General features: G+C 70.4%; 20 protein-coding genes and 1 riboswitch. Of the genes, 12 read left to right on the top strand and 8 right to left on the bottom strand.

The annotated features are described in order from the left end of the window. Positions 1-41: 41 nt before the first annotated feature. Positions 42-1,181 (bottom strand): acyl-CoA dehydrogenase family protein, encoded by a 1,140-nt coding sequence (locus E1P53_RS17310; RefSeq protein WP_131735006.1) that lies wholly within the window; start codon positions 1,179-1,181, stop codon positions 42-44. A gap of 126 nt (positions 1,182-1,307) precedes the next feature. Here E1P53_RS17310 and E1P53_RS17305 point away from each other — a divergent pair, with 126 nt between their 5' ends. Then, positions 1,308-1,898 (top strand): TetR/AcrR family transcriptional regulator, encoded by a 591-nt coding sequence (locus tag E1P53_RS17305; RefSeq protein ID WP_131735005.1) that lies wholly within the window; start codon positions 1,308-1,310, stop codon positions 1,896-1,898. An 89-nt stretch (positions 1,899-1,987) separates the two neighbouring features. Here the strand turns inward: E1P53_RS17305 and E1P53_RS17300 are convergent, their stop codons facing one another. Continuing rightward, positions 1,988-4,738 (bottom strand): sacsin N-terminal ATP-binding-like domain-containing protein, encoded by a 2,751-nt coding sequence (locus E1P53_RS17300; protein ID WP_131735004.1) that lies wholly within the window; start codon positions 4,736-4,738, stop codon positions 1,988-1,990. Between the two features lie 17 nt (positions 4,739-4,755). Beyond that, positions 4,756-5,544, bottom strand: coding sequence for a DUF3027 domain-containing protein (locus tag E1P53_RS17295; RefSeq protein WP_006901995.1), 789 nt, complete (start codon positions 5,542-5,544; stop codon positions 4,756-4,758). An 87-nt stretch (positions 5,545-5,631) separates the two neighbouring features. On the opposite strand from E1P53_RS17295, the gene E1P53_RS17290 reads away from it, so the two are divergent. Then, entirely contained in the window at positions 5,632-7,623 is a 1,992-nt protein-coding gene (locus E1P53_RS17290) for an MFS transporter (RefSeq protein WP_131735003.1), read from the top strand. Then, on the top strand, positions 7,620-8,156 hold the full coding sequence (locus tag E1P53_RS17285; protein ID WP_109238387.1) for a DUF2771 family protein: 537 nt from the start codon (positions 7,620-7,622) through the stop codon (positions 8,154-8,156). Before E1P53_RS17290 ends, E1P53_RS17285 begins: the two co-directional genes overlap by 4 nt. A gap of 75 nt (positions 8,157-8,231) precedes the next feature. On the opposite strand, the gene E1P53_RS20965 is transcribed toward E1P53_RS17285, so the two are convergent. Next, on the bottom strand, positions 8,232-8,645 hold the full coding sequence (locus E1P53_RS20965) for a cold-shock protein (protein ID WP_040527398.1): 414 nt from the start codon (positions 8,643-8,645) through the stop codon (positions 8,232-8,234). 229 nt (positions 8,646-8,874) lie between these two features. On the opposite strand from E1P53_RS20965, the gene E1P53_RS17275 reads away from it, so the two are divergent. The 5 genes from E1P53_RS17275 to E1P53_RS17255 all read left to right on the top strand — a co-directional run bounded on the left by E1P53_RS17275 (position 8,875) and on the right by E1P53_RS17255 (position 12,098). Next, a complete protein-coding gene (locus E1P53_RS17275; protein ID WP_006901999.1) occupies positions 8,875-9,084 on the top strand; it encodes a hypothetical protein in 210 nt (69 codons plus the stop codon). Positions 9,085-9,091: 7 nt separating this feature from the next. Continuing rightward, on the top strand, positions 9,092-9,637 hold the full coding sequence (locus E1P53_RS17270; protein ID WP_006902001.1) for a flavin reductase family protein: 546 nt from the start codon (positions 9,092-9,094) through the stop codon (positions 9,635-9,637). Positions 9,638-9,650: 13 nt separating this feature from the next. After that, complete coding sequence (gene moaA, locus E1P53_RS17265; RefSeq protein ID WP_006902002.1) at positions 9,651-10,742, top strand: GTP 3',8-cyclase MoaA; 1,092 nt, start codon at positions 9,651-9,653, stop codon at positions 10,740-10,742. Between the two features lie 11 nt (positions 10,743-10,753). Beyond that, a complete protein-coding gene (locus E1P53_RS17260) occupies positions 10,754-11,002 on the top strand; it encodes a MoaD/ThiS family protein (RefSeq protein WP_006902003.1) in 249 nt (82 codons plus the stop codon). A gap of 254 nt (positions 11,003-11,256) precedes the next feature. After that, positions 11,257-11,453, top strand: a riboswitch (cyclic di-AMP (ydaO/yuaA leader). Between the two features lie 6 nt (positions 11,454-11,459). Then, a complete protein-coding gene (locus E1P53_RS17255) occupies positions 11,460-12,098 on the top strand; it encodes a transglycosylase family protein (protein ID WP_006902004.1) in 639 nt (212 codons plus the stop codon). Positions 12,099-12,230: 132 nt separating this feature from the next. Here E1P53_RS17255 and E1P53_RS17250 read toward each other — a convergent pair whose 3' ends face one another. The 4 genes from E1P53_RS17250 to E1P53_RS17235 all read right to left on the bottom strand — a co-directional run bounded on the left by E1P53_RS17250 (position 12,231) and on the right by E1P53_RS17235 (position 13,979). Continuing rightward, entirely contained in the window at positions 12,231-12,662 is a 432-nt protein-coding gene (locus tag E1P53_RS17250) for a molybdenum cofactor biosynthesis protein MoaE (RefSeq protein WP_006902005.1), read from the bottom strand. Positions 12,663-12,754: 92 nt separating this feature from the next. Beyond that, the gene (locus tag E1P53_RS17245; protein WP_006902006.1) at positions 12,755-13,240 is read right to left on the bottom strand and encodes a MogA/MoaB family molybdenum cofactor biosynthesis protein; all 486 of its coding nucleotides are present in this window, start codon (positions 13,238-13,240) and stop codon (positions 12,755-12,757) included. Beyond that, entirely contained in the window at positions 13,237-13,767 is a 531-nt protein-coding gene (gene moaC / locus E1P53_RS17240) for a cyclic pyranopterin monophosphate synthase MoaC (protein ID WP_131735002.1), read from the bottom strand. Before moaC ends, E1P53_RS17245 begins: the two co-directional genes overlap by 4 nt. Before the next feature lie 5 nt (positions 13,768-13,772). Next, positions 13,773-13,979: a hypothetical protein gene (locus E1P53_RS17235; RefSeq protein WP_131735001.1), complete on the bottom strand. Its 207-nt coding sequence runs from the start codon at positions 13,977-13,979 to the stop codon at positions 13,773-13,775. 245 nt (positions 13,980-14,224) lie between these two features. Here E1P53_RS17235 and E1P53_RS17230 point away from each other — a divergent pair, with 245 nt between their 5' ends. From E1P53_RS17230 to E1P53_RS17215, 4 genes are all read left to right on the top strand, one after another. Then, on the top strand, positions 14,225-16,675 hold the full coding sequence (locus tag E1P53_RS17230) for a protein kinase domain-containing protein (RefSeq protein WP_131735000.1): 2,451 nt from the start codon (positions 14,225-14,227) through the stop codon (positions 16,673-16,675). A gap of 48 nt (positions 16,676-16,723) precedes the next feature. Next, on the top strand, positions 16,724-19,072 hold the full coding sequence (locus tag E1P53_RS17225) for a helicase-associated domain-containing protein (protein ID WP_131734999.1): 2,349 nt from the start codon (positions 16,724-16,726) through the stop codon (positions 19,070-19,072). A gap of 169 nt (positions 19,073-19,241) precedes the next feature. Next, positions 19,242-20,168 carry an oxygenase MpaB family protein gene (locus tag E1P53_RS17220; RefSeq protein WP_131734998.1) on the top strand — a complete coding sequence of 309 codons (927 nt, stop codon included), beginning with the start codon at positions 19,242-19,244 and terminating at the stop codon, positions 20,166-20,168. Positions 20,169-20,314: 146 nt separating this feature from the next. Beyond that, entirely contained in the window at positions 20,315-22,000 is a 1,686-nt protein-coding gene (locus tag E1P53_RS17215) for a DNA repair helicase XPB (RefSeq protein WP_006902015.1), read from the top strand. The last annotated feature ends 1 nt before the right edge of the window (position 22,001 follow it).

Raw genomic sequence — 22,001 nt, 5'->3', positions numbered from 1 at the left:
GCGAATCGACGGCGGAGGTGGCGATCTGCTTTCGGTCTGGGCTACTTCGTCAGCGCGCGCCCGATGACCAGGCGCTGGATCTGGTTGGTGCCCTCGAAGATCTGGGTGATCTTGGCCTCGCGCATGTACCGCTCCACCGGGAAGTCACGGGTGTAGCCGGCGCCGCCGAAGACCTGGACCGCGTCGGTGGTGACCTTCATGGCGGCATCGGTGGCGACGAGCTTGGCGGTCGCCGCGGCGCGCGAGTACTCCTTGCCGGCGTCGCGGCGACGGGCGGCGTCGAGGTAGGTGGCGCGGGCCGAGTCGACCGCGGCCGCCATGTCGGCGAGCACGAAGTTCAGGCCCTGATGGTCGATGATCTTGCGGCCGAACGCGGTTCGCTCCTGTGCATATTCGACGGCGGCGTCGAGCGCGGCCTGCGCGAGGCCGGTCGCGACCGCAGCGATGCCCAGGCGCCCGGAATCCAGTGCCGAGAAGGCGATCTGCAGACCCTGCCCCTCGGCACCGAGCCGGCGTCCCTCCTCGACGAAGGCGCCGTCGTAGGACGCACCGGTGGTCGGGACCGCGTGCAGGCCCATCTTGTCCTCGGGCTTGCCGAAGGTCAGCCCCTCGGTGTCGCGCGCGACGAAGAAGCAGGACACGCCCTTCGACCCCTCGCCGGTGCGGGCGAACAGGTTGTAGACGTCGGCGATCCCGCCGTGGGTGATCCACGCCTTGGAACCGGTGATCGAGTAACCGCCGTCGGTCGGGGTGGCGCGGCAGGTGAGCGCGGCGGCGTCGGACCCGGCCTGCGGCTCGCTGAGGCTGTAGGCGCCGATGATCTTGCCGTTCAACAGGTCCGGGAGCCACTTCTCCTTCTGCTCCTCGGTGCCGAAGTTGAACAGCGGATGACTCGCGAGTCCGTGCACGCTCACCGCGACGGCGACCGATGCCCAGCGCGCGCCGAGCTCTTCGAGGACCTGCAGGTACACCTCGTACGGCTGGCCGCCGCCATCCCATTCCGTCGGGTACGGCAGGCCGAGCAGGCCCGCCTCACCCAGCTCGGCGAAGAGGCCCTCGGGGTACTTGCGCTGCTTCTCGTACTCGGAGGCGATCGGCGCCATCCGCTTGTCGGCGATGTCGCGGACCAGCGCGATCAGGTCGCGGGCCTCGTCGTTGGGAAGTAGACGGTCGACCGGCATCGGAACCTCCATGTTCACAGCGTTCAGGTAACTGAACTAGTACTCAAGTCCTCTGCACAGTACTATTTCGGCAGCCGTCCGTACAGCCACGGTGGTCGTGGGTCGGGTGAGGGAGGAGGTGGCCGCGTGCCGCGCGAGGGATTCGCCACGCGTCGTCGTGCCGCGTTGTTCGACGCCCTGCTCGAGCTGATCCTGCGGGACGGCTTCGCCCACCTGTCCATCGCCGACATCGCCACCGAGCTGCGCTGTTCCAAGTCGACGCTGTACACGCTCGCGGCGAGCAAGGAGCAGCTGGTGACGGCCACCGTGACCCACTTCTTCCGCACCGCGACCGAGCAGGTCGAGGCACGGGTCGTGGCGGCCGAGGGCCCCCGCGAGGCCGTCATCGCCTACCTGGTGGCGGTCGGCGAGGCCCTGTCCCCGGCGTCGGAGGCGTTCATGCGCGACCTGGACGCCTTCGCGCCCACCCGAGCCCTCTACGAGCTCAACACCCGTGCGGCCGCCACCCGCGTGCAGGAGCTGATCGCCGAAGGCGTGGCGGCGGGCGAGTTCCGCAACGTGAACGCGGCATTCGCCGCCGACCTCGCCGCGTCGATGATGAGCCGAATCCAGCGTCGCGAGGTCCATGCCGCGACGGGACTCGACGACGCCGCGGCCTACCGGCAGCTGGCATCGATCCTCACCGCGGGAATCGATGCGGCCGGCGACAGTTCCTGAGACCGCGGTTCGCCGGTTCTCACCGCCCGGAAAGCACTCCCGCGGAACGCTTTCCGCCCGGGAACGAGCCCTCGGCCCGACTGTCCTGTTCAGCGACCTCGACGCTCGAGGTGCGTCACGCCGGCGGCGTCGACCCACCACCGCACGCGGACCTCGCGCGGAGATCCGCCGTCGGACACCGTGATCCACAGCTCGTCGTGCAACCGCACCTCACCGCGCGGTATTTCCACCCCACGTTCGGCGGTGAACCGCACCGCTTCCGGGTGTGCCCAGGTGACCGCGTCGCCCGGTTCGGCGACGCTCGCCCCGTACTCCTCGGAGGCCAGCGGCAGGTCGAGCAGGGTCGCGAGCACCTCGGCGTCCGCCGGGTTCACCGTCGGACCGGAGAGCACCGCCTCGTCGTCCGGCAGCGCCTGCAGGAACCACGCCTCGTCGACGACGACAGCGCGATCGGACACCGCGCCGGACAGCGTCCGCACCCGTTCCGGCACCTCGACGTCGGCGGGGTCGACGACACCGGACCGGCACGCCGCCACCACCGCGGCGTGCACGAGCACCGCCGCCCCTGCCGCGATCTCCCGGTCGGCCGACCCCAGCCTGGTCAGAAGCAGCGCGGCGTCGTCGGCGGTGTCGGGCTCGAGCCGGGCGAGCGCACCGACCAGGGCGTCGGCGTGTGGATGCTCGAGCGGGTCGACGATCCCGGCGAGGATGTCGTCCGACGGCGCACGGTACTCCCCCAGGAGCAGCCCGTCGATCTCGGCGTTCCGGCGCAGCCACCACGCGGTGTAACCGTCACGATCGGCCAGCAGGGGTGCGATCTCCTCGTCGGTGGCGAGCATCGTCAGCGCCTCCGGCCAGCGGCCCTCGTCGACGAGGTCGAGATCGCGTACCGCCCGCAGGCTCTCGGGAGCCTCGGGGAGGGAGTCCCACCAGTCCTCCTCGTCGGGCAGGTCGTGATCGGGCCCGACGGGCAACGCGTCCTCGACGACGAGGAATCCCCATCCGACACCGAGACGACGCAGCTCGTCGGCGCCGCATCCGGCGACGACGTCGTCGGCGACCACCCCGAACGGATGGTCCTCGACGAGCACGTCGAGCAGCGGGCTGTCCGGGAGCAGCAGCTCGTCGGCGGGGCGGAGTTCGCCCTCGGTGTCACGCAACGGCAACTCCGCGAGCCACGGCGGCACCGCGGCGTCGGGGTCGGCGCGGAGCACGGCGCAGATCTCGGCGGCCAGGCCGTCGTCGTCGATCCCGTCGAGATCGACATCGGCCACCAGCGTCCGCAACGCCGGGTCCGCGAGCGCGTCGGCCACCGTGAGTTGCCCGACCCCGAGCCGTTCCAGCAGCGGGTGGCGGGCGTCGGGGTGCACGGTGGGGATCCAGCGCATGGGCGTGGCGATGCGGTCGCTGACGAACAGCCCGCGCGCCCCGATGGAGATCCGGCCGTCCGACCTCGGGACCGGCAACGCGCCCAGTTCCTCGACCTCGCGCCCGGTCGAGACCAGCGGGGCGAGCGCGTCGTACAGGTCATGCCACCACGACGGCTCGTGCTGCAACCCGACGAGCCGCTCGGCGAGCGCGGCGAGCCCCAGCTCCTCGACCCCGAGCCGTCCGAGTGTCGGAAGATGTTGCGCCATCGAGAGATCGGGGTGAACGAGATCGCCGAAGTGCTCGCCGAGCAGATCCGCGAGGCGGTCGGTGAGCCCGACGAGGACGACCGCGCGGGAGGGGATCAGCTCGCCGCCGTCGGCGGCCGGCAGCCACGCCGCGTCCCGGAGCTGCGCTCGCACCGCCTCGATGAGCCGTGCGTCATCCCGGTTGCGCGCGAGATGGAGCTCCGGCACGAGCTCCACGCGCCGTGCCGGCTCGACGATCCGGACGAGATCCACGTATCCGACTGCGGCATCGGCGATCTCGGCACCGGGATGCAGGTGTCGCCGGTCCGGGGTCAGCGGTAGGTCGGTGATACAGCGGCAGGGCAGACTCAACTCGATGTCGGTGGGGGTCGGCGCACGCAGCACGTCATGCTCGGGCGGGACGCCGTCGGCCTCGACGAGCCACCGTGTGCCACCCCGGGCGACCTCGAGCCATCGCCGCGCCGAACGGTCGCCGTCCTCGCCCACGGTCACCGCGACGACCGAGGCGACCGCATCCGGGTCGTCGAGCTCGGGACCCGGCGTCCGCTCCACCCGCACGTCCACACCGGAGATCGTGATCCGTTGCAGCGCTGACAATTCCACGACGAGGTCGGGCGCCTGCGCGATCATCGCCGCCAGCAGCGGGGCCGCCGGCTCACGCAGGTGCAGGACCACCTCGGTGTCGAAGTCGGGGGCCGGTCGGGCGTCGGTGGGCCAGACGAGGCGCAGGGTGGGCACCGAGGAGTCGTCGACGGGGATCCCCGCCGCGCGGACCGCATCCAGGGTCCGCTCACGATCGAAGACGATCGACCCCGACCTCGATCTCACCTCGACGCGGTCGGAAACCGTTGCGGTGGCGGTGAACCCGACCCCGAATCGGCCGATCTGCCCCTCGGCGGGCGCCTTGGCGGACACCCGCAGCGCCGCCAGCGAGCGCACACCTTCGACGGTCAGCGGCGCGCCGGTGTTGGCGACATGCAGTTCGTCGCCGTCGGCCCACACCTCGAGGTGGCCGGCGACACCGGCGGCGGCCGCCGCGTCGGCGGCGTTGGCCGCGAGTTCGGTGAGCAGCCGGTCACGGTAACCGACCGTGACCAGATCGGATTCGGCCGCCGCGTCCTCGGCGAGCCTGGTGGGCGATGCGGCCCAGGCGTCCAGGGTCGCGGTCCGCAGGGATGCGGTGCCGAACGGATCGGCGCTCATCGGACGCGCGGTGTCGTTCAGGAACGGGCCGGTTCGGCGTCGCGGGCGAACTCGATGATCTCCAGCGCACCGTCGTCGTAGGCGTCATAGGCGGGCGAACCCTCGCCCTTCGGCGCCTCGACGTCGGAGTGCGCACCGCAGCCGTACTCGGCCGAGACGACGTGGCCGTCGGCCGCGTATTCGTTCGTGCAGGCGCCGAACGCGGCACGCAGGGCACCGGACAGCGGGACGAAGAATCCACAGGTGCAGCACTTGTACGGTGCGGCCTGCGCCATGTCCGAACCCGGACCGTACTCACCGTCGTACCAGCGCTGCGCGGTCTCGAGGCGCCCCTCGTAGCTCAGCAGACGACGCCGCCCGAGGCCGATCTCACCGACCACCTGGCCGACGTCGTCCGGGTCCGGCGACTCCGAGTGGAAGCGGAACTCGTCGGCGGTGTCGACGTGGTTGGGGACCAGCCGGGGATCGTCGGGCTCGGCGGCCAGCAGGTCGCCGGGCGCGAGGTCGCCGGAGGCGACCCGGTCGGCCCACGGAACCCACGGCGGCGCCAGCAGCGCACCCTCGCCGGGCAGCAGCACGATCTCGCTGAGAGTGATCTCATCGGTGCCGGGCGCACCCGCCAGCACCACACACCACTGCCACCCGCGGTAGCCTGCGAGCTCGGCGTCGAAGTAATGTGCGGCCGCCCATTCGCCCTCGGCGACGCTGCGCCGGTGAGCGCCGGGCTGTTGGCCTTCCTCGACCAGCGCGGCACGAGCGATGTCGACAGCCGCGAGCAGTCGTCCGCCGTCACTTACGTCAGTCACGGTTCCAGTGTGCAATATCGTCGACGTGGGCCACACAACCGACCCGCTTCAAGCGTCACCGGGCGCAGATGAGGAACAATCGACATCGTGATCCCACGGAGTTCCCGACACGACGAGGGGCGCGGGACCCCCAGGGGTCCGGCGAACCAGCACGGTCAACCGCCACCCGCCGACCGCGGCCGGCGGTCCGCACCTCACCCCGGTTCGGCGAACTATCCGGCCGACGAGACCCGGCAGATGCGGTCGCGTCGTCCCGCGCCCGGCTGGGGCCCTTCGGGCAACCCGGGGCCGGGACGTAACGCCTATCTCCCGCCGCCGACGCACAACCCCCACCTGCCTCCGCTCGACGACCGCCACCAGCCGCCGTCGGACGAGTCCGCCACCCGGGCGATGCCGAACGACCGCGATCCGCGCGCGCCGAAGAAGCTGACGGTGATGCGAGTGGCCGCGATGCGCAGCCGCGAGCTGACGAGCAAGGGCATCGGCAAGATCTACAAGGCCGCCACGGCCGACGGGGCCGACCAGTCGGGCCTGACCGCGCTCACCCTCCCGGTGATCGCGAACTTCGCCGCCGACGCCGCCATGGCCGTCGCGCTGGCCAACACCCTGTTCTTCGCCGCGGCGACCGGCGAGTCCAAGACGAACGTCGCGCTGTACCTGGCGCTGACGATCGCACCGTTCGCGCTCATCGCGCCGCTGATCGGCCCGCTGCTCGATCGCCTGCAGCGGGGGCGTCGGATCGCGATGGCGACGACCTTCGGCCTGCGCGTCGTGCTGGCCCTGCTGATCATGTCGAACGTCCAGTGGAACGACGTCAAACAGCAGCTCGAGTACGACCCGTGGGTGCTCTATCCCTGTGCCCTCGGCCTGCTGGTCCTCTCGAAATCGTTCGGCGTGCTGAAGTCGGCGGTCACCCCGCGCGTGGTGCCACCGACCATCGACCTGCCGCGGGTGAACTCCCGTCTGACCACGTTCGGCCTGATCGGCGGCACCATCGTCGGCGGCGCGCTCGCCGCACTCGTCGAGATGGTGCTCGGCAAGCTCCTGCCGCTGCACCTGCCCGGCGCGATGCTGTGGCTGGCGATCGTCGCGGCGGCCGGCGCCTACCTGTGCATGCGGATCCCGTCGTGGGTAGAGGTCACCGAGGGCGAGATCCCGACGACCATCACCTACCACGGCGAACCGGCCCGGACCTCGGTCCCCGAACACGAGCCGACCAGTGCCCGCGAGGGCGCGAAGATGCTGGCGGCGAAGATGCGTCAGCCCCTCGGCCGCACCGTCGTCGCGGGCCTGTGGGGCAACGGCACCATCCGCATCCTCACCGGCTTCCTGACCCTGTTCGTGGCCTTCTACGCCAAGGCGCAGCAGGGCAACGCCTCCGACTGGACGCAGCTGCTGCTCCTCGGCCTCGTCGGCGCCGCAGCGGGCGTGGGCAACGCGATCGGCAACGGCGTGGGCACCCGGCTGGAGCTGAAGAACCCGCCGAACGTGATCGTGTGGTCGACGGCCGCCTGCTTCGTCGTCGCGGTCCTCGCCGCGATCTTCGGCAACATCATGATGGCCGCGGTCGCCGCGCTGATCGCCTCGGGCACCAGCGCGATCGGCAAGGTCTGCCTGGACTCGTCGATCCAGGACGACCTGCCCGACGAGTCGCGCGCCTCGGCGTTCGGGCGTTCGGAGACGGTGCTGCAGCTGTCGTGGGTGTTCGGCGCGTCGCTGGGCGTGCTGCTGCCGCCGACGCTGTGGATCGGCTTCACCGTGGTGTCGGTCCTGCTGGGCCTGGGACTTCTGCAGACGGTGATGACCACCCGCGGGTCGTCGCTGGTGCCGGGCCTCGGCGGACGCCGCCCGGACCACGCGGCCCCGACCGTCTCCTTCCGCGCGGCCGGCACCGAGTCCCGCTCACACGCCGATTCCCGGTCACGTGCCGACGGTCCGGGCACCCGCCGCGCCGGCCCCGGATCGGCACCGACCCGGCCCCACACGCAGCGTCCGACGACCGCGCGCATGCCGTCGACCGCCCACTTCGAGAACCCGGGTGACCACACCCCCGATCAGACAGGACATCGCCTACCGTGATCAGCAGTGGTGAGAAGAAGGCCCTTTCCATCATCGCGGCGGTGGTCGTGGTGTTCGTGGTCGTCGTCGCGACGTCGGTGTTCCTCCTGACCCGCAACAGCGACAAGGAGCACGAGCCCTACCTGCACATCGCTGTCGGCAGCGACCTCTACACCGTGGAGCCGGCCCGGTGGTGCGACCTGTTCCTGGAGAAGTGCGCCCCGGCGGCCGACCAACCGCAACGCCCGACGCCCCGCGTGCCCGTGCCGGTCGGCGAGACCATCCTGCTGACCGTCTCGGCCGAGATCGCCGAATCCCCCTGGCGCCTACAGACCGTCTACTGGGTTCCCGGCGCGGGCATCGACGAGGACGAGGACAAGTTCGACGCGGGCACGACCCACTCGGTGCCGCTCCGATCCACCCCGGAGAAGATCCTGGTCGGCATCACCGTCCTGCCGCCGTCGGGCGTCTTCATCGGGGACAACGTCACCTACGACCGCGGGGTCCTCACCGCCGACACCTCACCGGCCGACTTCCAGCAGATCGTCGACTGACCGCGAAGGCACCGAGAAAGCGAAGAGCCGCGCACCGGATGTGTCCGGGCGCGGCTCTCGTCTCGTCAGAGCGGACTACCGCTCGAGTTCGCGTGCCACCGCGCGCACGACCTCGGAGATCCGGTGCGCGGTCTTGCGATCCGGAAAACGGCCCTTGCGCAGGTCCGGCTGGATCTTGGTCTCGAGGAGGGTGATCAGGTCGGCGACCATGCCGTGCAGCTCGTCCGGCGAGTGCCGCTTGGCGTCCTTGCGCGCGGCCTCGCGGACGTTCTTGGCGACGCTCGGCGCCGGATCCAGGATCGTCACCGTGAGGGCCTGCGGACCCCGACGCCCCGCGGCCATGCCGAACTCGACGCGCTGACCGGGCTTGAGTGCCTCGACCCCGTCGGGCAGTGCGGATGCACGGACGTAGACGTCCTCGCCGTCCTCCTGCGAGAGGAAGCCGAAACCCTTGTCCGCGTCGTACCACTTCACCTTGCCGGTCGGCACTGTGATCACCCTCATCTGTGTCGTTGATCCGCGAGAGATCAGCCTGTCACAACAAAAGACGCCATCACCCATCGCAGCAGCCCCACGGCGGGATTCCGTTCGGGGCCCAGACGGATGCAAGGCGTCTGCGCGACCATCGTAGCCAACGGGCCACCATGCGGTCACACCATTACCGTGCCGAACTCCTTCGCGGCGTCGCCGTGCGCGGCGTTGGACTACCGTAGAGGCCATGCAGAAGACGACGTCCCCGCGGTTGCTGCAGGCCGCAGTGATTGTTTTCGCGATCGGACTGGTCGCTCTCGTGGCACTGTTCGTGACCCCGTTGGTGACCGGCGGCGACACCGCCCCGACCGCCGTCTACCTGCTGACAATGTGTGCGCCGCTGGGTTTTCTGCTCGGCCTCGTGCACGCACTCCGTACCGGACGCCGAGCCAGGTGAGGACCCCGTGACCGCGACCATCGACACCATCCCAGATCTCGCCCCAGTCTCCGACTCGAAGGCCCTGCGGGCGGCCTACAGCTGCTTCCCGTCGGGGGTCGTGGCGGTGTGCACCCGGCGGGGCGAGGGAGATTCGGCCACGCTGATCGGAATGGCGGCGAGCTCGTTCACGACGGTCTCCCTGGACCCTCCGCTGGTGTCGGTGTGCGTGCAGAACACGTCGAGCACGTGGCCGCTGATCCGTACCGCGCCGGCCATCGGCGTGAGCGTGTTCGCGGGTCACCAGACCGACCTGTGCAAGCAGCTCGCCGGCCCCGCAGAGCACCGTTTCGCCGGCATCACCCCGCTGACGACGGAGAAGGGCGCAGTCTTCGTGCCCCACGCGGCCGCGCACCTGTCCTGCACGATCCACAACGAGATCCAGGCCGGCGACCACACCGTCGTGCTGCTCGAGATCGACACCCTGCGGGCCGACCCGGGCGTGGAGCCGCTCGTCTTCCACGCCAGCACCTTCCGGGCGCTCGAGGCCCGCAAGGAGCCGAACGCCACGTGACCGACAGGTCGTCATGAGCACGGTCGGGCTGGGAATCCCGGCGCCCCGCCCGTCGTCGGCCGGTGCGCCGACCGCCGGCGTGCCCTCCGACGGGCCGCTGCGCGACACCTTCGGCCGGGTGGCGAGGGATCTGCGCGTGTCGGTGACCGACCGCTGCAATCTGCGCTGCACGTACTGCATGCCTGCCGAGGGTCTGGACTGGATGCCCGGCGATTCGGTCCTGACGACCGGCGAGTTCATCCGCGTGCTGACCGTCGCCGTGCGCGACCTCGGCATCGAACGCATCCGCTTCACCGGCGGCGAACCGCTGCTGCGTCGCGACCTCGAGGAGATCATCGCCGCGGTCGCCGGCCTCCCGTCGCGTCCCGAGATCGCGATGACCACCAACGGACTCGGCCTCACCAGGCGGATCGACGGGCTCGTCGCCGCCGGACTGCAGCGGATCAACATCTCCCTCGACACCGTCGACCGGGAACGCTTTGCCGAGATCACCCGCCGCGACCGCCTCGACGACGTCCTCGCCGGCCTGGCCGCGGCCAAGCGCGCCGGGCTCGACCCGGTGAAGGTCAACGCCGTGGTTCCCGACCGCGCGGATCTCGGCGCTCTCCCCGATCTCCTCGCCTACTGCCTGGATCACGGCTACGAGCTCCGCATCATCGAGCAGATGCCACTCGACGCCGATCACGCCTGGCAACGGGCCCGGATGGTGACCGCCGACGAGATCCTCGCGACGCTGCGCACCCGGTTCACCCTGCTGCCCGATCCGGCCCCGCGCGGAAGCGCCCCGGCCGCCACGTGGGTCGTCGACGGGCACCGGACGCCGCGCGGCCCGGCGAGGGTCGGGGTGATCGCCTCGGTGACGCGTCCGTTCTGCGGCGACTGCGACCGCACCCGGCTCACCGCCGACGGTTCGTTGCGCAACTGCCTGTTCGCGACGTCGGAGTCCGACGTGCGTACCGTCCTGCGGACGTTGCCGGACGAGGAGATCGACGCCGCGATCGCCGCAATCTGGCGCGGCGACATGTGGCGCAAGGCCGCCGGCCACGAGGTGAACGCCGACGGCTATCGGCAGCCCGACCGGCCGATGTCGGCGATCGGCGGATAGGCTCGCAGCCCATGCAGCTCACCGTCCGATTCTTCGCCGCGGCGCGCGCGGCGGCCGGCACCGACGAGACCGTCGTCGACGTCGCCACGTCGACGACCCTGGGCGAGCTGGAGACGCAGCTGGCCCGCGGCAACGACGAACTTCGCAAGGTTCTCGATCGGTGCTCGTACCTGCGCGACGAGATCGCGCTCACCGACCGTTCACAACAGCTCGGCACCTGCACGACGCTGGATGTTCTTCCCCCGTTCGCCGGTGGCTGACACTACAGTTCACTTGTGACCTTCGTCACATAACGGACGGGTAACGAGATGGGCACGGGAACGCATCCACCCCGATGAACTGCGATGACGCCGATAGTTGGTCGAGAGACCAGGTTTCGACGCGAAAATCGGTTGCGCACAAGCAGGTGAATCGCTCGATCGAACGACGTACTGTACGAAGCGACCTTCTCGAAGGTCACGGTAAGGAAACAAGACATACGTCCTGCCGGCCGCGCCGAGCCTCGCTCCGCCGGTAGGGACGACCGCAAGAATCTAGGAGCGAGGACGGGGGACCCACCTCATCCCCTGAGACCGGGCACCGACCAGGTGCCCTTGGGGTTAAGTCCCGGGCGCAGAACCGCGGTTAACACTCCGCGGCGACGCACCGGGGCCGAGCAGCCTCTCGCTCGAACCCGACAGCTGACTTCGTAGGCGCGTGGAGAGAGGAAACTGATCTATGTCCGGACGTCATCGCAAGCAGACGACCAGCTCTACCACCAAGACCATCACCAAGGTCGCGCTCACCGGCGCTGTCCTCGGCGGCGGTGCCGCTCTCCTGGGCACCGGTACCGCCAACGCCGCCACCGACGCCGAGTGGAATCAGGTCGCGCAGTGCGAGTCCGGCGGCAACTGGGCCATCAACACCGGCAACGGTTACCACGGCGGCCTGCAGTTCTCGCCGAGCACCTGGACCGCACACGGCGGCGGCGAGTTCGCCCCGACCGCCGACCAGGCCACCCGCGAGGAGCAGATCGTCGTCGCCGAGCGCGTGCTCGCCAACCAGGGCAAGGGCGCCTGGCCGACCTGCGGCACCGTCCTGTCGGGTCACACCCCGCGGACCGCTCCCACCGATGTCCCGGCTCCCAAGTCGATCGCCCCGCAGCTCGACGGCAACGGCAGCTTCAGCTTCGTGAAGGCCCCCGAGGCCAAGAGCACCGAGGACGTGGCCAACCTGGTCACCGACGCGCTCACCGAGGCCGGCGTGAGCCCCGAGGTCAAGAACCTCTGGAATGCCGCCAAGAACAGCGGTGTGTCGCTGAGCCCCGACCAGATCAAGTTGTTCAACGACAACAAGCACCTGCTGCCCAATCCCTGATCTGTGACAGCTTCCTGATCTGCAGCGGCGCGGACACGATCCGCGCCCGCAGAGGGACCCAGACGAAGGGCCCCGCACGTTGATCGATCTCCGTGCGGGGCCCTTTTCCAATTCTGCGGGTCGGTAGGCGACCTACGCCGAGTTGATCCACTCCTCGGTGCCGTCGCCGTAGAACTGGTGCTTCCACACCGGCAGGCGATCCTTGACCTCGTCGACGAGCCGGGAGCAGGTCTCGAAGGCCGCGCGACGATGATCGGCCGCCACCGCCACCACGAACGCCACATCCCCGATCCGGAGCGCGCCGATCCGGTGCGACACCGCGACCGCCCGGACCCCGTCGACGTCGGACACCTCCTCGACGACCTCGGCGAGCACCTTCGGCGCCGTCGGGTGTCCGGAGTAGTCGAGCGCGGTGACGGTACGGCCGCCGTCGTGATCGCGAACCGTGCCGACGAATCCGACCACCGCGCCGGCCTTCCCGCCGGCGGCCTCGGCGACCATCGCCTCGTGCTCGGCCAGCGAGATCGGTTGCTCGGACACCGCGGTGTGCACGACTACGGTCATCGGTGAATCCTGTTCTGTCTGGGAAAGTGCGGGACGTCGCTGGAGGAGGGGTCCGGTCCTCAGAGGCCGGAGGCGTCAGAGAGCCGAATGCGTCAGTGATCCGAGCCACGGATCTGCTCGAGAGCATGGTGTACGACCCCGGCGAGAACGCCGAGACCGTCGCGGACACCGCCGGTCGACCCTGGCAGGTTCACCACCAGCGTGGCCCCCGCAACGCCCGCGACGCCGCGGGACAACACCGCCGTGGGCACCTGGGGCAGCCCGGCGGCCCGGATGGCGTCGGCGAGGCCGGGGATCTCGAAGTCGAGCACCGTGCGGGTCTGCTCGGGGGTGCGATCGGTGGGCGACAACCCGGTCCCGCCGGTCGTGAGGACGAGGTCGATGCCGTCGGAGATCGCGGCGCGCAGGGCGACCCCGACCGGTGGCCCGTCGGGGACGACGACACGGCCGTCGACGTCGAACCCCTGCTCGGTGAGCCAGGTCTCGATGACGGGCCCGGTCCGATCCTCGTAGACGCCGGTGGCCGCGCGGGTCGAGGCGACGACGACCCGCGCGCGGCGGGGTTCGGCGGACGTCATGATCCGGACGGCGACTCGTCCCGGAACCAGTCGCCGGATTTTCCGCCGGTCTTCTGCAGCAACCGGATTCCGTCCATCCGGGCGTTCCGGTCGACGGCCTTGACCATGTCGTGGAGTGTGAGCCCGGTGACCGCGACCGCGGTCAGGGCCTCCATCTCGACGCCCGTCTGGCCGGAGGTGGCGACGGTCGCGATGACGTCGATGGTGTCGGCACCGATGGCGAAGTCGATCTCCACCGAGGACAACGCCAGTTGATGGCAGAGCGGGATCAGCTCGTCGGTGCGCTTGGCCGCCATGATCCCGGCGATGCGCGCGGTCGCGAGCACATCTCCCTTGGGCAGCTTCGCCTCGCTGAGGAGTCCGATGACCTCGGAGGTGGTGTGGAAGGTGCCGCCGGCGACGGCACGACGCTTCGTCGTCGCCTTGTCGCCGACGTCGACCATCCGGGCCGAGCCCGTGCTGTCGATGTGGGTCAGGCCGGTGTCATCGCGTCGGTCCGCCCCGCCGTCAGTCCGGGAGGCCGGCATCGGCGTCAGCGGTTGACGACGGTCTTCGGCTGGACGAAGGGCAGCTCGTCCGCCGGGATCGGGAACTCCGTGTCGCCGAACGGCGACAGGGCGCCCGAGATGTCGGTGGCGAACTCGGAGACCGCGTGGTCGAGGACCTCGCCGTCGGCGGTCCTCGGCCAGCCGTTGTCGACGTAATGCTTCTTGCCGGTGTCACCACTGTTGTTTGCCACGGGAGCATTGTGCCACGGCGGTCACGACCGGGTGGTGACGAGTCCGGGGCGTGGCACGCGAACGCGGGAGGCCGGCGCGTCGGCACAGCTCACCGGCCCGCTGCCGCCCTCATCGAGAGCCGCCACGAGCACGAATACCGCGAAGGATTCATCCGGTCGGGAGATGACCAAGAGGGTCCCGGAACGGATACCGTCCCAGCGTAGACCCCGAAACACCCCCCGTCTCCGAGGAAAGAGGTGTCGCCGTGCCGCTGAGTCCGGGCACCCACATCGCCGGCTACCGCGTGATCTCCCAGCTGGGGGCAGGCGGCATGGGCGAGGTCTATCTGGTGGAGAACCTGCAGCTCGAGCGACGCGAGGCGCTCAAGGTGATCTCGTCGGCGGTCGCCGCGCAGCCGGGGTTCGCACAGCGCTTCACCAACGAGGCCAAGACCACCGCGAAGCTCGACCACCGCAGCATCATCACCATCTACCAGTACGGCATCGCCGACGGTTCGCCGTGGTTCTCGATGAGTTATGTGGACGGCAAGGACCTCACCGAGGAGCGCCTGACGCCGGCCGAGGTCGCCGACGTGGTCGAACAGGTCGCCGACGCCCTGGACTACGCGCACCGGCACCACATCGTGCATCGCGACATCAAACCCGCCAACATCCTCGTGACGCGCGACCCCGCGACGCATGCCGTCGACCGCGCGCTCGTCCTCGACTTCGGCATCGCCAAGCTCGCCGGCTCGGCCAACCTGACCGGCACCCACTCGTTCATCGGCACCGTCGCCTTCTCGGCCCCCGAGACGCTCGAGGGCGCTGATGCCACACCGCGATCGGACCAGTACTCGCTCGCGTGCACGGCGTACGCCCTGCTCGCCGGCCAGCCGCCGTTCGTCGGACCGTCCGAGCCCTCGGTGATGCTCGGACACATCCAGCGCCCGGTGCCCCCGATCGGGCAGTTGCGCGGCGACCTCGCCCATCTCGACCCGGTGTTCCAGCGCGCGCTCGCCAAGGACCCGGCCGCACGGTATCCCGACTGCCGCAGCTTCGCGGCCGCGCTGCGGGAGGCCGTGGAGGCCACTGCCTCGGCCGGACAGACGATCGCCGCGCCGGTGTCTCCGCCCCCGGTCGTCGGAGGCGCCGGGGTCGGGTCCGGCGCGCAGCAACCGTTCGGCCGGCCCTTCGGCGGGTACACGCCACCGCCGGCACCTGCTGCGGCCGGACCGTCGGGTCCGGGGGCCATGGTGAACGGACCGTCGGGTCCCCAGCCCGTGGTGAACGGACCGTCCGGTCCGGGCGCGGTCGTCAACGGACCTTCGGGTCCACAGCCGACGATGGCGGCATCGGGGCCGCAGCCGGCGATGGGCGCGGATGTGAACCGGTCCGGCCCGCAACCGTTGTTCGACTCGCAGCCGGGATATGCGGCCTCGCAGCCGGTACCGACGCCGACCGCGCCGAAGAAGAAGCGCACCGGCCTGATCGTCGCCGGCGTACTCGGTGCGGTGCTCGTCCTGGTGGCCGGCGCGATCGCCGGCGTCGCGGTCCTCGGCGGGGACGACGATCCGCCGCCCGCCACCGTCGCGCAACCACTGGTCAGCACCAACTTCGGGTCCAGTTGCGCGGTCGTCGGGGGCAAGGTCTATTGCTGGGGCCTCAACAGCACCGGCCAACTCGGCAACGGCACGGTCGAGCCGCACGCGCGCCCCGAGGTCGTCGGCGGCGTCGCCGACGCGACCATGGTGGCCGTCGGCGGCTATCTGACCGGCGACAACTCCTACGTCGGAACCGGATGTGCGATCACCACCACCGGCGAGGCGTACTGCTGGGGCAACAACAACTACGGCGAGGTCGGCGACGGCACCGACGGCGAACCGGTCGAGGACGCGATCCGGGTCCGCGGACTGACCGACGTGAAGGCGATCTCCACCGGCTGGGGCACCACCTGCGCGGTCGTGGGCACCGACGCCTATTGCTGGGGCAACAACGAGTACGGCCAGCTCGGCATCGGCGACGCCACCGAGAGGACGTCGAGGCCCCAGAAGGTGTCGGGACTGGGCAAGGTCACCGACATCTCGACCGCCTACGGCACCACGTGCGCGGTCTCCGACGGCAGCGCCTACTGCTGGGGCAACAACGACACCGGGGCGATCGGCGACGGCAGCACCAAGGCGCGGTCGACGCCGGTGAAGGTCGACGGCCTCGACGACGTCACCGACATCGCGGTCGGCGGCTACCACGAGTCTGCGCCCGACGACGACAACGACCCGTCCACCAACACCAGCAACTACTTCCAGACCACCTGTGCGGTGGCCGGCGGAGAAGCCCATTGCTGGGGCGCCAACCGGTACGGGCAGCTCGGCGACAACACCACCGACTCCCGCAAGACGCCGACGAAGGTCGCCGACCTGACCGACGTCACCGCGATCTCGACCGACTGGGGATCGACCTGCGCGATCGCCGGAACCAGGGCGTACTGCTGGGGCGACGACGACCGCAACCAGCTCGGCTCCAACGGCGGCGCCACCCGCGTCCCCCGGGAGATCATCAACATCGCCGACGTGACCTCGATCGCCACCGGCAACGGCACCTCGTGCGCGATGGCATCGGAGTCGGTGTACTGCTGGGGCTTCAACCGCAGCGGCCAGGTCGGCGACGGCTCCCAGGGCGAGGGCGCCAACCGTTCGTCGCCGACGAAGCTGTCGATCTGATCCCGACGCGTCGGGGGACCCCGGCCGGGCCCCGGTAAGCTCGATCGAATGAGTTCGGATGACCAGCACGCCGGCCTTGCCGCTGAGTTGGCCGCACGTTCCGACGACGAGCTCACCGAGCTGCTGATCGAGCGGCCGGATCTGGCCTCCCCCACTCCGCAGGGCACCCGTGTCCTCGCGCAACGCGCACTCTCTGCGGCATCGCTGACCGTGGCCGGGGAGGATCTCGACGTGCTGTCGGTCGCCGTCCTCGAGCAGGTGATCGCCTTCCGCACGGACACGTCCAAGCGCAAGCCGAAGTCGCTCACCGCGGCGTCGATCGTCAAGGCGCTGTCGGGTCGCGCCGACGCCGACGAGGTCCGCGCCCGCATCGACCTGCTCCGGCGCCGCGCGATCCTGTGGGGCAAGGACTCCTCCCTGTTCGCCGGCGACCACGTCGACGCGGCGTTGCCGTGGAAGGCACGGCATCTCACCGGTCTGCTCGCCGGCAGGTCCGGCGAGGAGATCGCAGCGATGATCGCCGAGCTCCCCGAGCGGCCCCGCGAACTCCTCGAGACCCTCGCCCGCGGTCCGGCGCTGGGCCGAAGCCGCGACGCCGCACCCGATGCCGACCCGACCGCCCCGGTGGCGCAACTGATCTCGTCGGGGCTGCTGGCGCGCGTCGACCATCAGACCGTCGAGCTACCGCCGATGGTGGGGGCGGTGATCCGCGGCGAACCCGCCTGGCACACCGACACACTCGCACCGCCGCCGCTGCACGAGCCGGGCGCAAGGCCGCGGTTCCCGGCCAAGGCCGTCGACGCCGCCGGAGGTGGCGAGGCCTTGGAACTCATCCGGCATCTCACCGCGATTCTCAACGTCCTCGGGGCCACCCCCGCCGCCGTGCTGCGTTCGGGCGCGCTCGGCGTGCGCGAGCTCCGCCGGATCGCCAAGCTGACCAAACTCGAGACCGGACGCGTGGCCCTGCTCATCGAGCTCGCCGGTTACCTCCGACTCATCGACGCCGGTTTTCCGGAACCGCCGCCGCCCGACGACACCGGCGAGCAGGCCTTCGCCCCGACGCAGACCGCCGACACCTGGCTCCACCAGCCGCGCGAACGTCAGTGGCTGGCCCTCGCGGATGCGTGGCTGCACATGCCCCGGCGCGCCTGGCAGGTCGGCGAACCCGACCGCGACGGCAACGCGATGGCCACGCTGTCCTCCGAGCTGCACGACTCCTACGCGCCCATCCAGCGTCAGCTGATCCTCTCGACGCTCGCGCAGGCCGACGCGGCCGTCGCGGTCACCCCCGATGCCGTCCTCGCGAGCCTGCACTGGCACCGCCCCCGCCTGATCCGTCGGTTCAGCCGTCAACTGGTTGCCGAGACACTGCGTGAGGCAAGGGAACTCGGACTCGTTGCGCACGACGCGCTGACCAGCGTCGGGCGCGCGTACACCGTCGAACCCGAACCGGACGCCGATCCCGCCGACGCCGACGCGGCGGTTCTCGCGGCCATGCGCGCAGCCCTGCCCGAGCCGGTGGACCACTTCCTGACCCAGGCGGACCTGACCCTCACCGTGCCCGGCCCGATGACCCCGGAGCTCGCCGAGCAGGTCGAACTGGTCGCCGACCTCGAATCCGGCGGCGCCGCTTCGGTGTACCGGATCACCCCGGAGACGGTGCGGCGCGCGCTCGACGCCGGGCGCTCGGCCAACGAGCTGCAGGAGATGTTCACCAGGCACTCGAGAACCCCTGTGCCGCAGTCGCTCACGTATCTCATCGAGGACGTGGCACGCAAGCACGGACAGCTGCGGGTGGGCGTCGCGTCGGCGTTCATCCGCTGCGAGGACCCGACGGTGCTGGCAGCGGTGATGCGCAGTCCGGCGGCCGAGGCCCTCGCACTGCGATCGCTCGCCCCGACCGTGGCGGTCTCGCCGTCCGACGTTCGCGACGTGATCGACCAACTGCGCGCCGCCGGCTTCGCCCCGGCGGGCGAGGACTCCACCGGGGCGCTCGTCGACCTGCGCGAGCGCGGCAGCCGCGTCGCGGTGTCGCGGGCCCGGCGCCAGGCGCAGCCGCGCCGCGGCACGCCGTCGGTTGAGCAGCTGCGCGCGGTGGTCACCCGAATCCGTTCCACCGATCGGGCAGCGGCGGCGACACCCGCGCGCAACCCTTCGTCGGCACCGGTCCGCGCCACCGGCGGCGGCGAGTCGTCGACCGCGCTGATCCAGCTCGCGTTGCGCGCCAACCGCCGCCTGCGCGTCGGATACGTCGACGCACAGGGCTCGGCGAGCCGCCACGTCGTGACGCCGAAGATCCTCGGCGCCGGCCAGCTCGTGGCGGTCGAGGACGGCACCGACACCGAGCAGCGGTTCTCGCTGCACCGGATCACGAGCGTGGAGCTGCTCGACGACTGAGTTCCGGCCCCGGACGAGACACCCTGTGACCCACGTCTCACTTTCTTGCTACGCTCGGCATCACTCGGCGTTGAGGAAAGTGGGCCGCGATGATCGGGTTGCACAGCTTCGGGACGTACCCCTCGTCTCCGCGAGGTCCGCTCGCAGAGGGACTCGGCGGCACCCGGCCATGACCAGCACACGCCACCTCACCGAGATCGCGGGCAACGGCGTCCCCGACACCTACCAGCACGACCTCGTCGCGCGCATCCGGCCGCGACGCCGTCGCCGCCACGTCCGCCGCGCCGCCGACCTGGTGACCGTCGTCGGCCCCACCCTGTCGGTCGCGAACGTCATCATGCAGCTGTCCAACCCGAAGGTCGGCCACGGAGTCCACGAGAGCCGCGTGCCGTCGGGCAACGCCATCAAGCGACCGATCAAGCGTGCCCGCACCACCGGCACCTATCTCGCCGTCGCGCTCATGGGCAGCGACGCCGACAGGGCCTACGTCCACGAACACGTCGGCCGCGTCCACGACCGGGTCTATTCCACCGAGACCAGCCCGGTGCGCTACAGCGCCAACGACTCGCGGCTGCAGCTGTGGGTCGCGGTGTGTCTGCTCAAGTACTTCATCGACCAGTACGAACTGCTGTACGGCCCGCTCACCGACACCGAGAAGCAGACGGTCCTCACCGAGGCGCACCCCCTCGGCACCGCGCTGAACGTGCCGCGCGAGAAGTGGCCCCGGACCTACGCCGAACTCCTCGTCTACTGGAACTCCCAGCTCGCCGAACTCCGCATCGACGAGCCGGTGCGCGAGGAGCTGCGCAGCCTGGCCGACCTGTCGTTCCTCGAGTTCCGCGCGGGTGTGGTCGGCACGATCGCGCACAAGACGCTCGGCGGCTTCCTCACCTACGCCGTCAACGCCGGCCTCCCACCGGAGTTCCGCAAGATGATGGGCTGGTCCTTCTCGGCCGCCGACGCCCGTCGCTACGAGGCGGTCCTCGCCGGGTTCCGCCTGGTGGACCCGCTGATGGCACCGATGCTGCGCGGCATCTTCCGGCTCAACATCCTCGATCTGCGGCTGCGCCGAAAGCTGGGAATCCCCGTCTTCTGAAGCGCCCCGGAACCAGACGCACGAGGGTCACGCGAATGCCAGATCGTCGCCGGGGCTCCTGTCCAGCGCGGCGTGCAGGGGCGGTTCTCAGCAGGTCGGCGGAGCCGTCGCTGACAACTGTCCCCCGCATCTGGACAATGGAGCGGGTGACCGATGGACCCCTGATCGTGCAATCCGACAAGACCCTGCTGCTCGAGGTCGACCACCCCGACGCGCAGGCGGCTCGTCAGGCGATCGCACCCTTCGCCGAACTCGAACGCGCCCCCGAGCACGTCCACACCTACCGGGTCACGCCGCTCGCGCTGTGGAACGCGCGCGCCGCCGGTCACGACGCCGAACAGGTCGTCGACGCGCTCGTCACCTATTCGCGGTACGCCGTGCCGCAGCCGCTGCTGATGGACGTCGTCGACACCATGGGCCGCTTCGGCCGGCTGCAACTGGTCAAGAGCCCCGTGCACGGCCTGACACTGGTCAGCCTCGACCGCGCGGTCCTCGAAGAGGTCATGCGCAACAAGAAGGTCGCCCCGATGCTGGGCGCGCGGATCGACGACGACACCGTCGTCGTGCACCCGTCGGAGCGCGGACGCCTCAAGCAGGTGCTGCTGAAGGTCGGGTGGCCGGCCGAGGACCTCGCGGGATACGTCGACGGCGAGGCGCACCCGATCACCCTCGAACAGACCGACTGGCATCTGCGCGACTACCAGGAGATGGCCGCCGACTCGTTCTGGGCCGGCGGTTCGGGTGTCGTCGTGCTGCCATGTGGTGCCGGCAAGACGATGGTGGGTGCCGCGGCGATGGCCAAGGCCCAGGCGACCACGCTCATCCTGGTGACCAACACCGTCGCCGGACGCCAGTGGAAGCGTGAACTCGTCGCCCGCACCTCGCTGACCGAGGAGGAGATCGGCGAGTACTCCGGCGAACGCAAGGAGATCCGCCCGGTCACGATCGCGACCTACCAGGTGATGACCCGCAAGTCGAAGGGGCAGTACAAGAACCTCGACCTGTTCGACTCGCGCGACTGGGGCCTGATCATCTACGACGAGGTGCACCTGCTGCCCGCGCCCGTGTTCCGCATGACCGCCGACCTGCAGTCGCGCCGCCGACTCGGACTCACCGCGACCCTCGTCCGCGAGGACGGCCGCGAGGGCGACGTCTTCTCCCTCATCGGCCCCAAGCGGTACGACGCCCCGTGGAAGGACATCGAGGCGCAGGGCTGGATCGCGCCCGCCGAGTGCATCGAGGTTCGCGTCACCCTCACCGACGAGGAGCGCCTGCAGTACGCGGTCGCCGAGCCGGAGGAGAAGTACAAGCTCTGCTCCACCGCGCACACCAAGGTCAACGTGGTCAAGGCGATCCTGGACAAGCACCAGCACCAGCAGACGCTGGTCATCGGCGCCTACATCGACCAGCTCGAGGAGCTCGGCCGCGAACTCGACTGCCCGGTCATCCAGGGATCGACCAAGAACAAGGAGCGCGAGGCGCTGTTCGACCGCTTCCGGTCGGGCGAGCTGCAGACCCTGGTGGTGTCGAAGGTCGCGAACTTCTCCATCGACCTGCCCGAGGCCTCGGTCGCCGTCCAGGTGTCGGGCACCTTCGGGTCACGCCAGGAGGAGGCCCAGCGTCTCGGACGTCTGCTGCGACCGAAACACGATGGCGGACAAGCCCACTTCTACTCGGTGGTGTCGCGCGACACCCTCGATGCCGACTACGCGGCCCACCGGCAGCGCTTCCTCGCCGAGCAGGGTTACGCCTACCGGATCACCGACGCCGACGACCTGCTGGGCCCGACGATCGGCGACACCGCGCCGACGGACCCGCCGGTCATCGACTGAG

Origin of the sequence: Gordonia paraffinivorans, from assembly GCF_900683595.1 — a bacterium.
Taxonomy (GTDB): Bacteria; Actinomycetota; Actinomycetes; order Mycobacteriales; family Mycobacteriaceae; genus Gordonia; species Gordonia paraffinivorans.
This window is presented reverse-complemented; position numbering and strand designations above follow the sequence as displayed.

What these genes read in the sequence shown, in the direction of transcription:
- E1P53_RS17225 (WP_131734999.1), top strand. Translation starts at nt 16,724, where the DNA reads ATGAGTTCGGATGACCAGCACGCCGGCCTTGCCGCTGAGTTGGCCGCA.
- E1P53_RS17255 (WP_006902004.1), top strand. Translation starts at nt 11,460, where the DNA reads ATGTCCGGACGTCATCGCAAGCAGACGACCAGCTCTACCACCAAGACC.
- moaC (WP_131735002.1), bottom strand. Translation starts at nt 13,767, where the DNA reads ATGCCGGCCTCCCGGACTGACGGCGGGGCGGACCGACGCGATGACACC.
- E1P53_RS17260 (WP_006902003.1), top strand. Translation starts at nt 10,754, where the DNA reads ATGCAGCTCACCGTCCGATTCTTCGCCGCGGCGCGCGCGGCGGCCGGC.
- E1P53_RS17275 (WP_006901999.1), top strand. Translation starts at nt 8,875, where the DNA reads ATGCAGAAGACGACGTCCCCGCGGTTGCTGCAGGCCGCAGTGATTGTT.
- E1P53_RS17245 (WP_006902006.1), bottom strand. Translation starts at nt 13,240, where the DNA reads ATGACGTCCGCCGAACCCCGCCGCGCGCGGGTCGTCGTCGCCTCGACC.
- E1P53_RS17310 (WP_131735006.1), bottom strand. Translation starts at nt 1,181, where the DNA reads ATGCCGGTCGACCGTCTACTTCCCAACGACGAGGCCCGCGACCTGATC.
- E1P53_RS17250 (WP_006902005.1), bottom strand. Translation starts at nt 12,662, where the DNA reads ATGACCGTAGTCGTGCACACCGCGGTGTCCGAGCAACCGATCTCGCTG.
- moaA (WP_006902002.1), top strand. Translation starts at nt 9,651, where the DNA reads ATGAGCACGGTCGGGCTGGGAATCCCGGCGCCCCGCCCGTCGTCGGCC.
- E1P53_RS17300 (WP_131735004.1), bottom strand. Translation starts at nt 4,738, where the DNA reads ATGAGCGCCGATCCGTTCGGCACCGCATCCCTGCGGACCGCGACCCTG.
- E1P53_RS17220 (WP_131734998.1), top strand. Translation starts at nt 19,242, where the DNA reads ATGACCAGCACACGCCACCTCACCGAGATCGCGGGCAACGGCGTCCCC.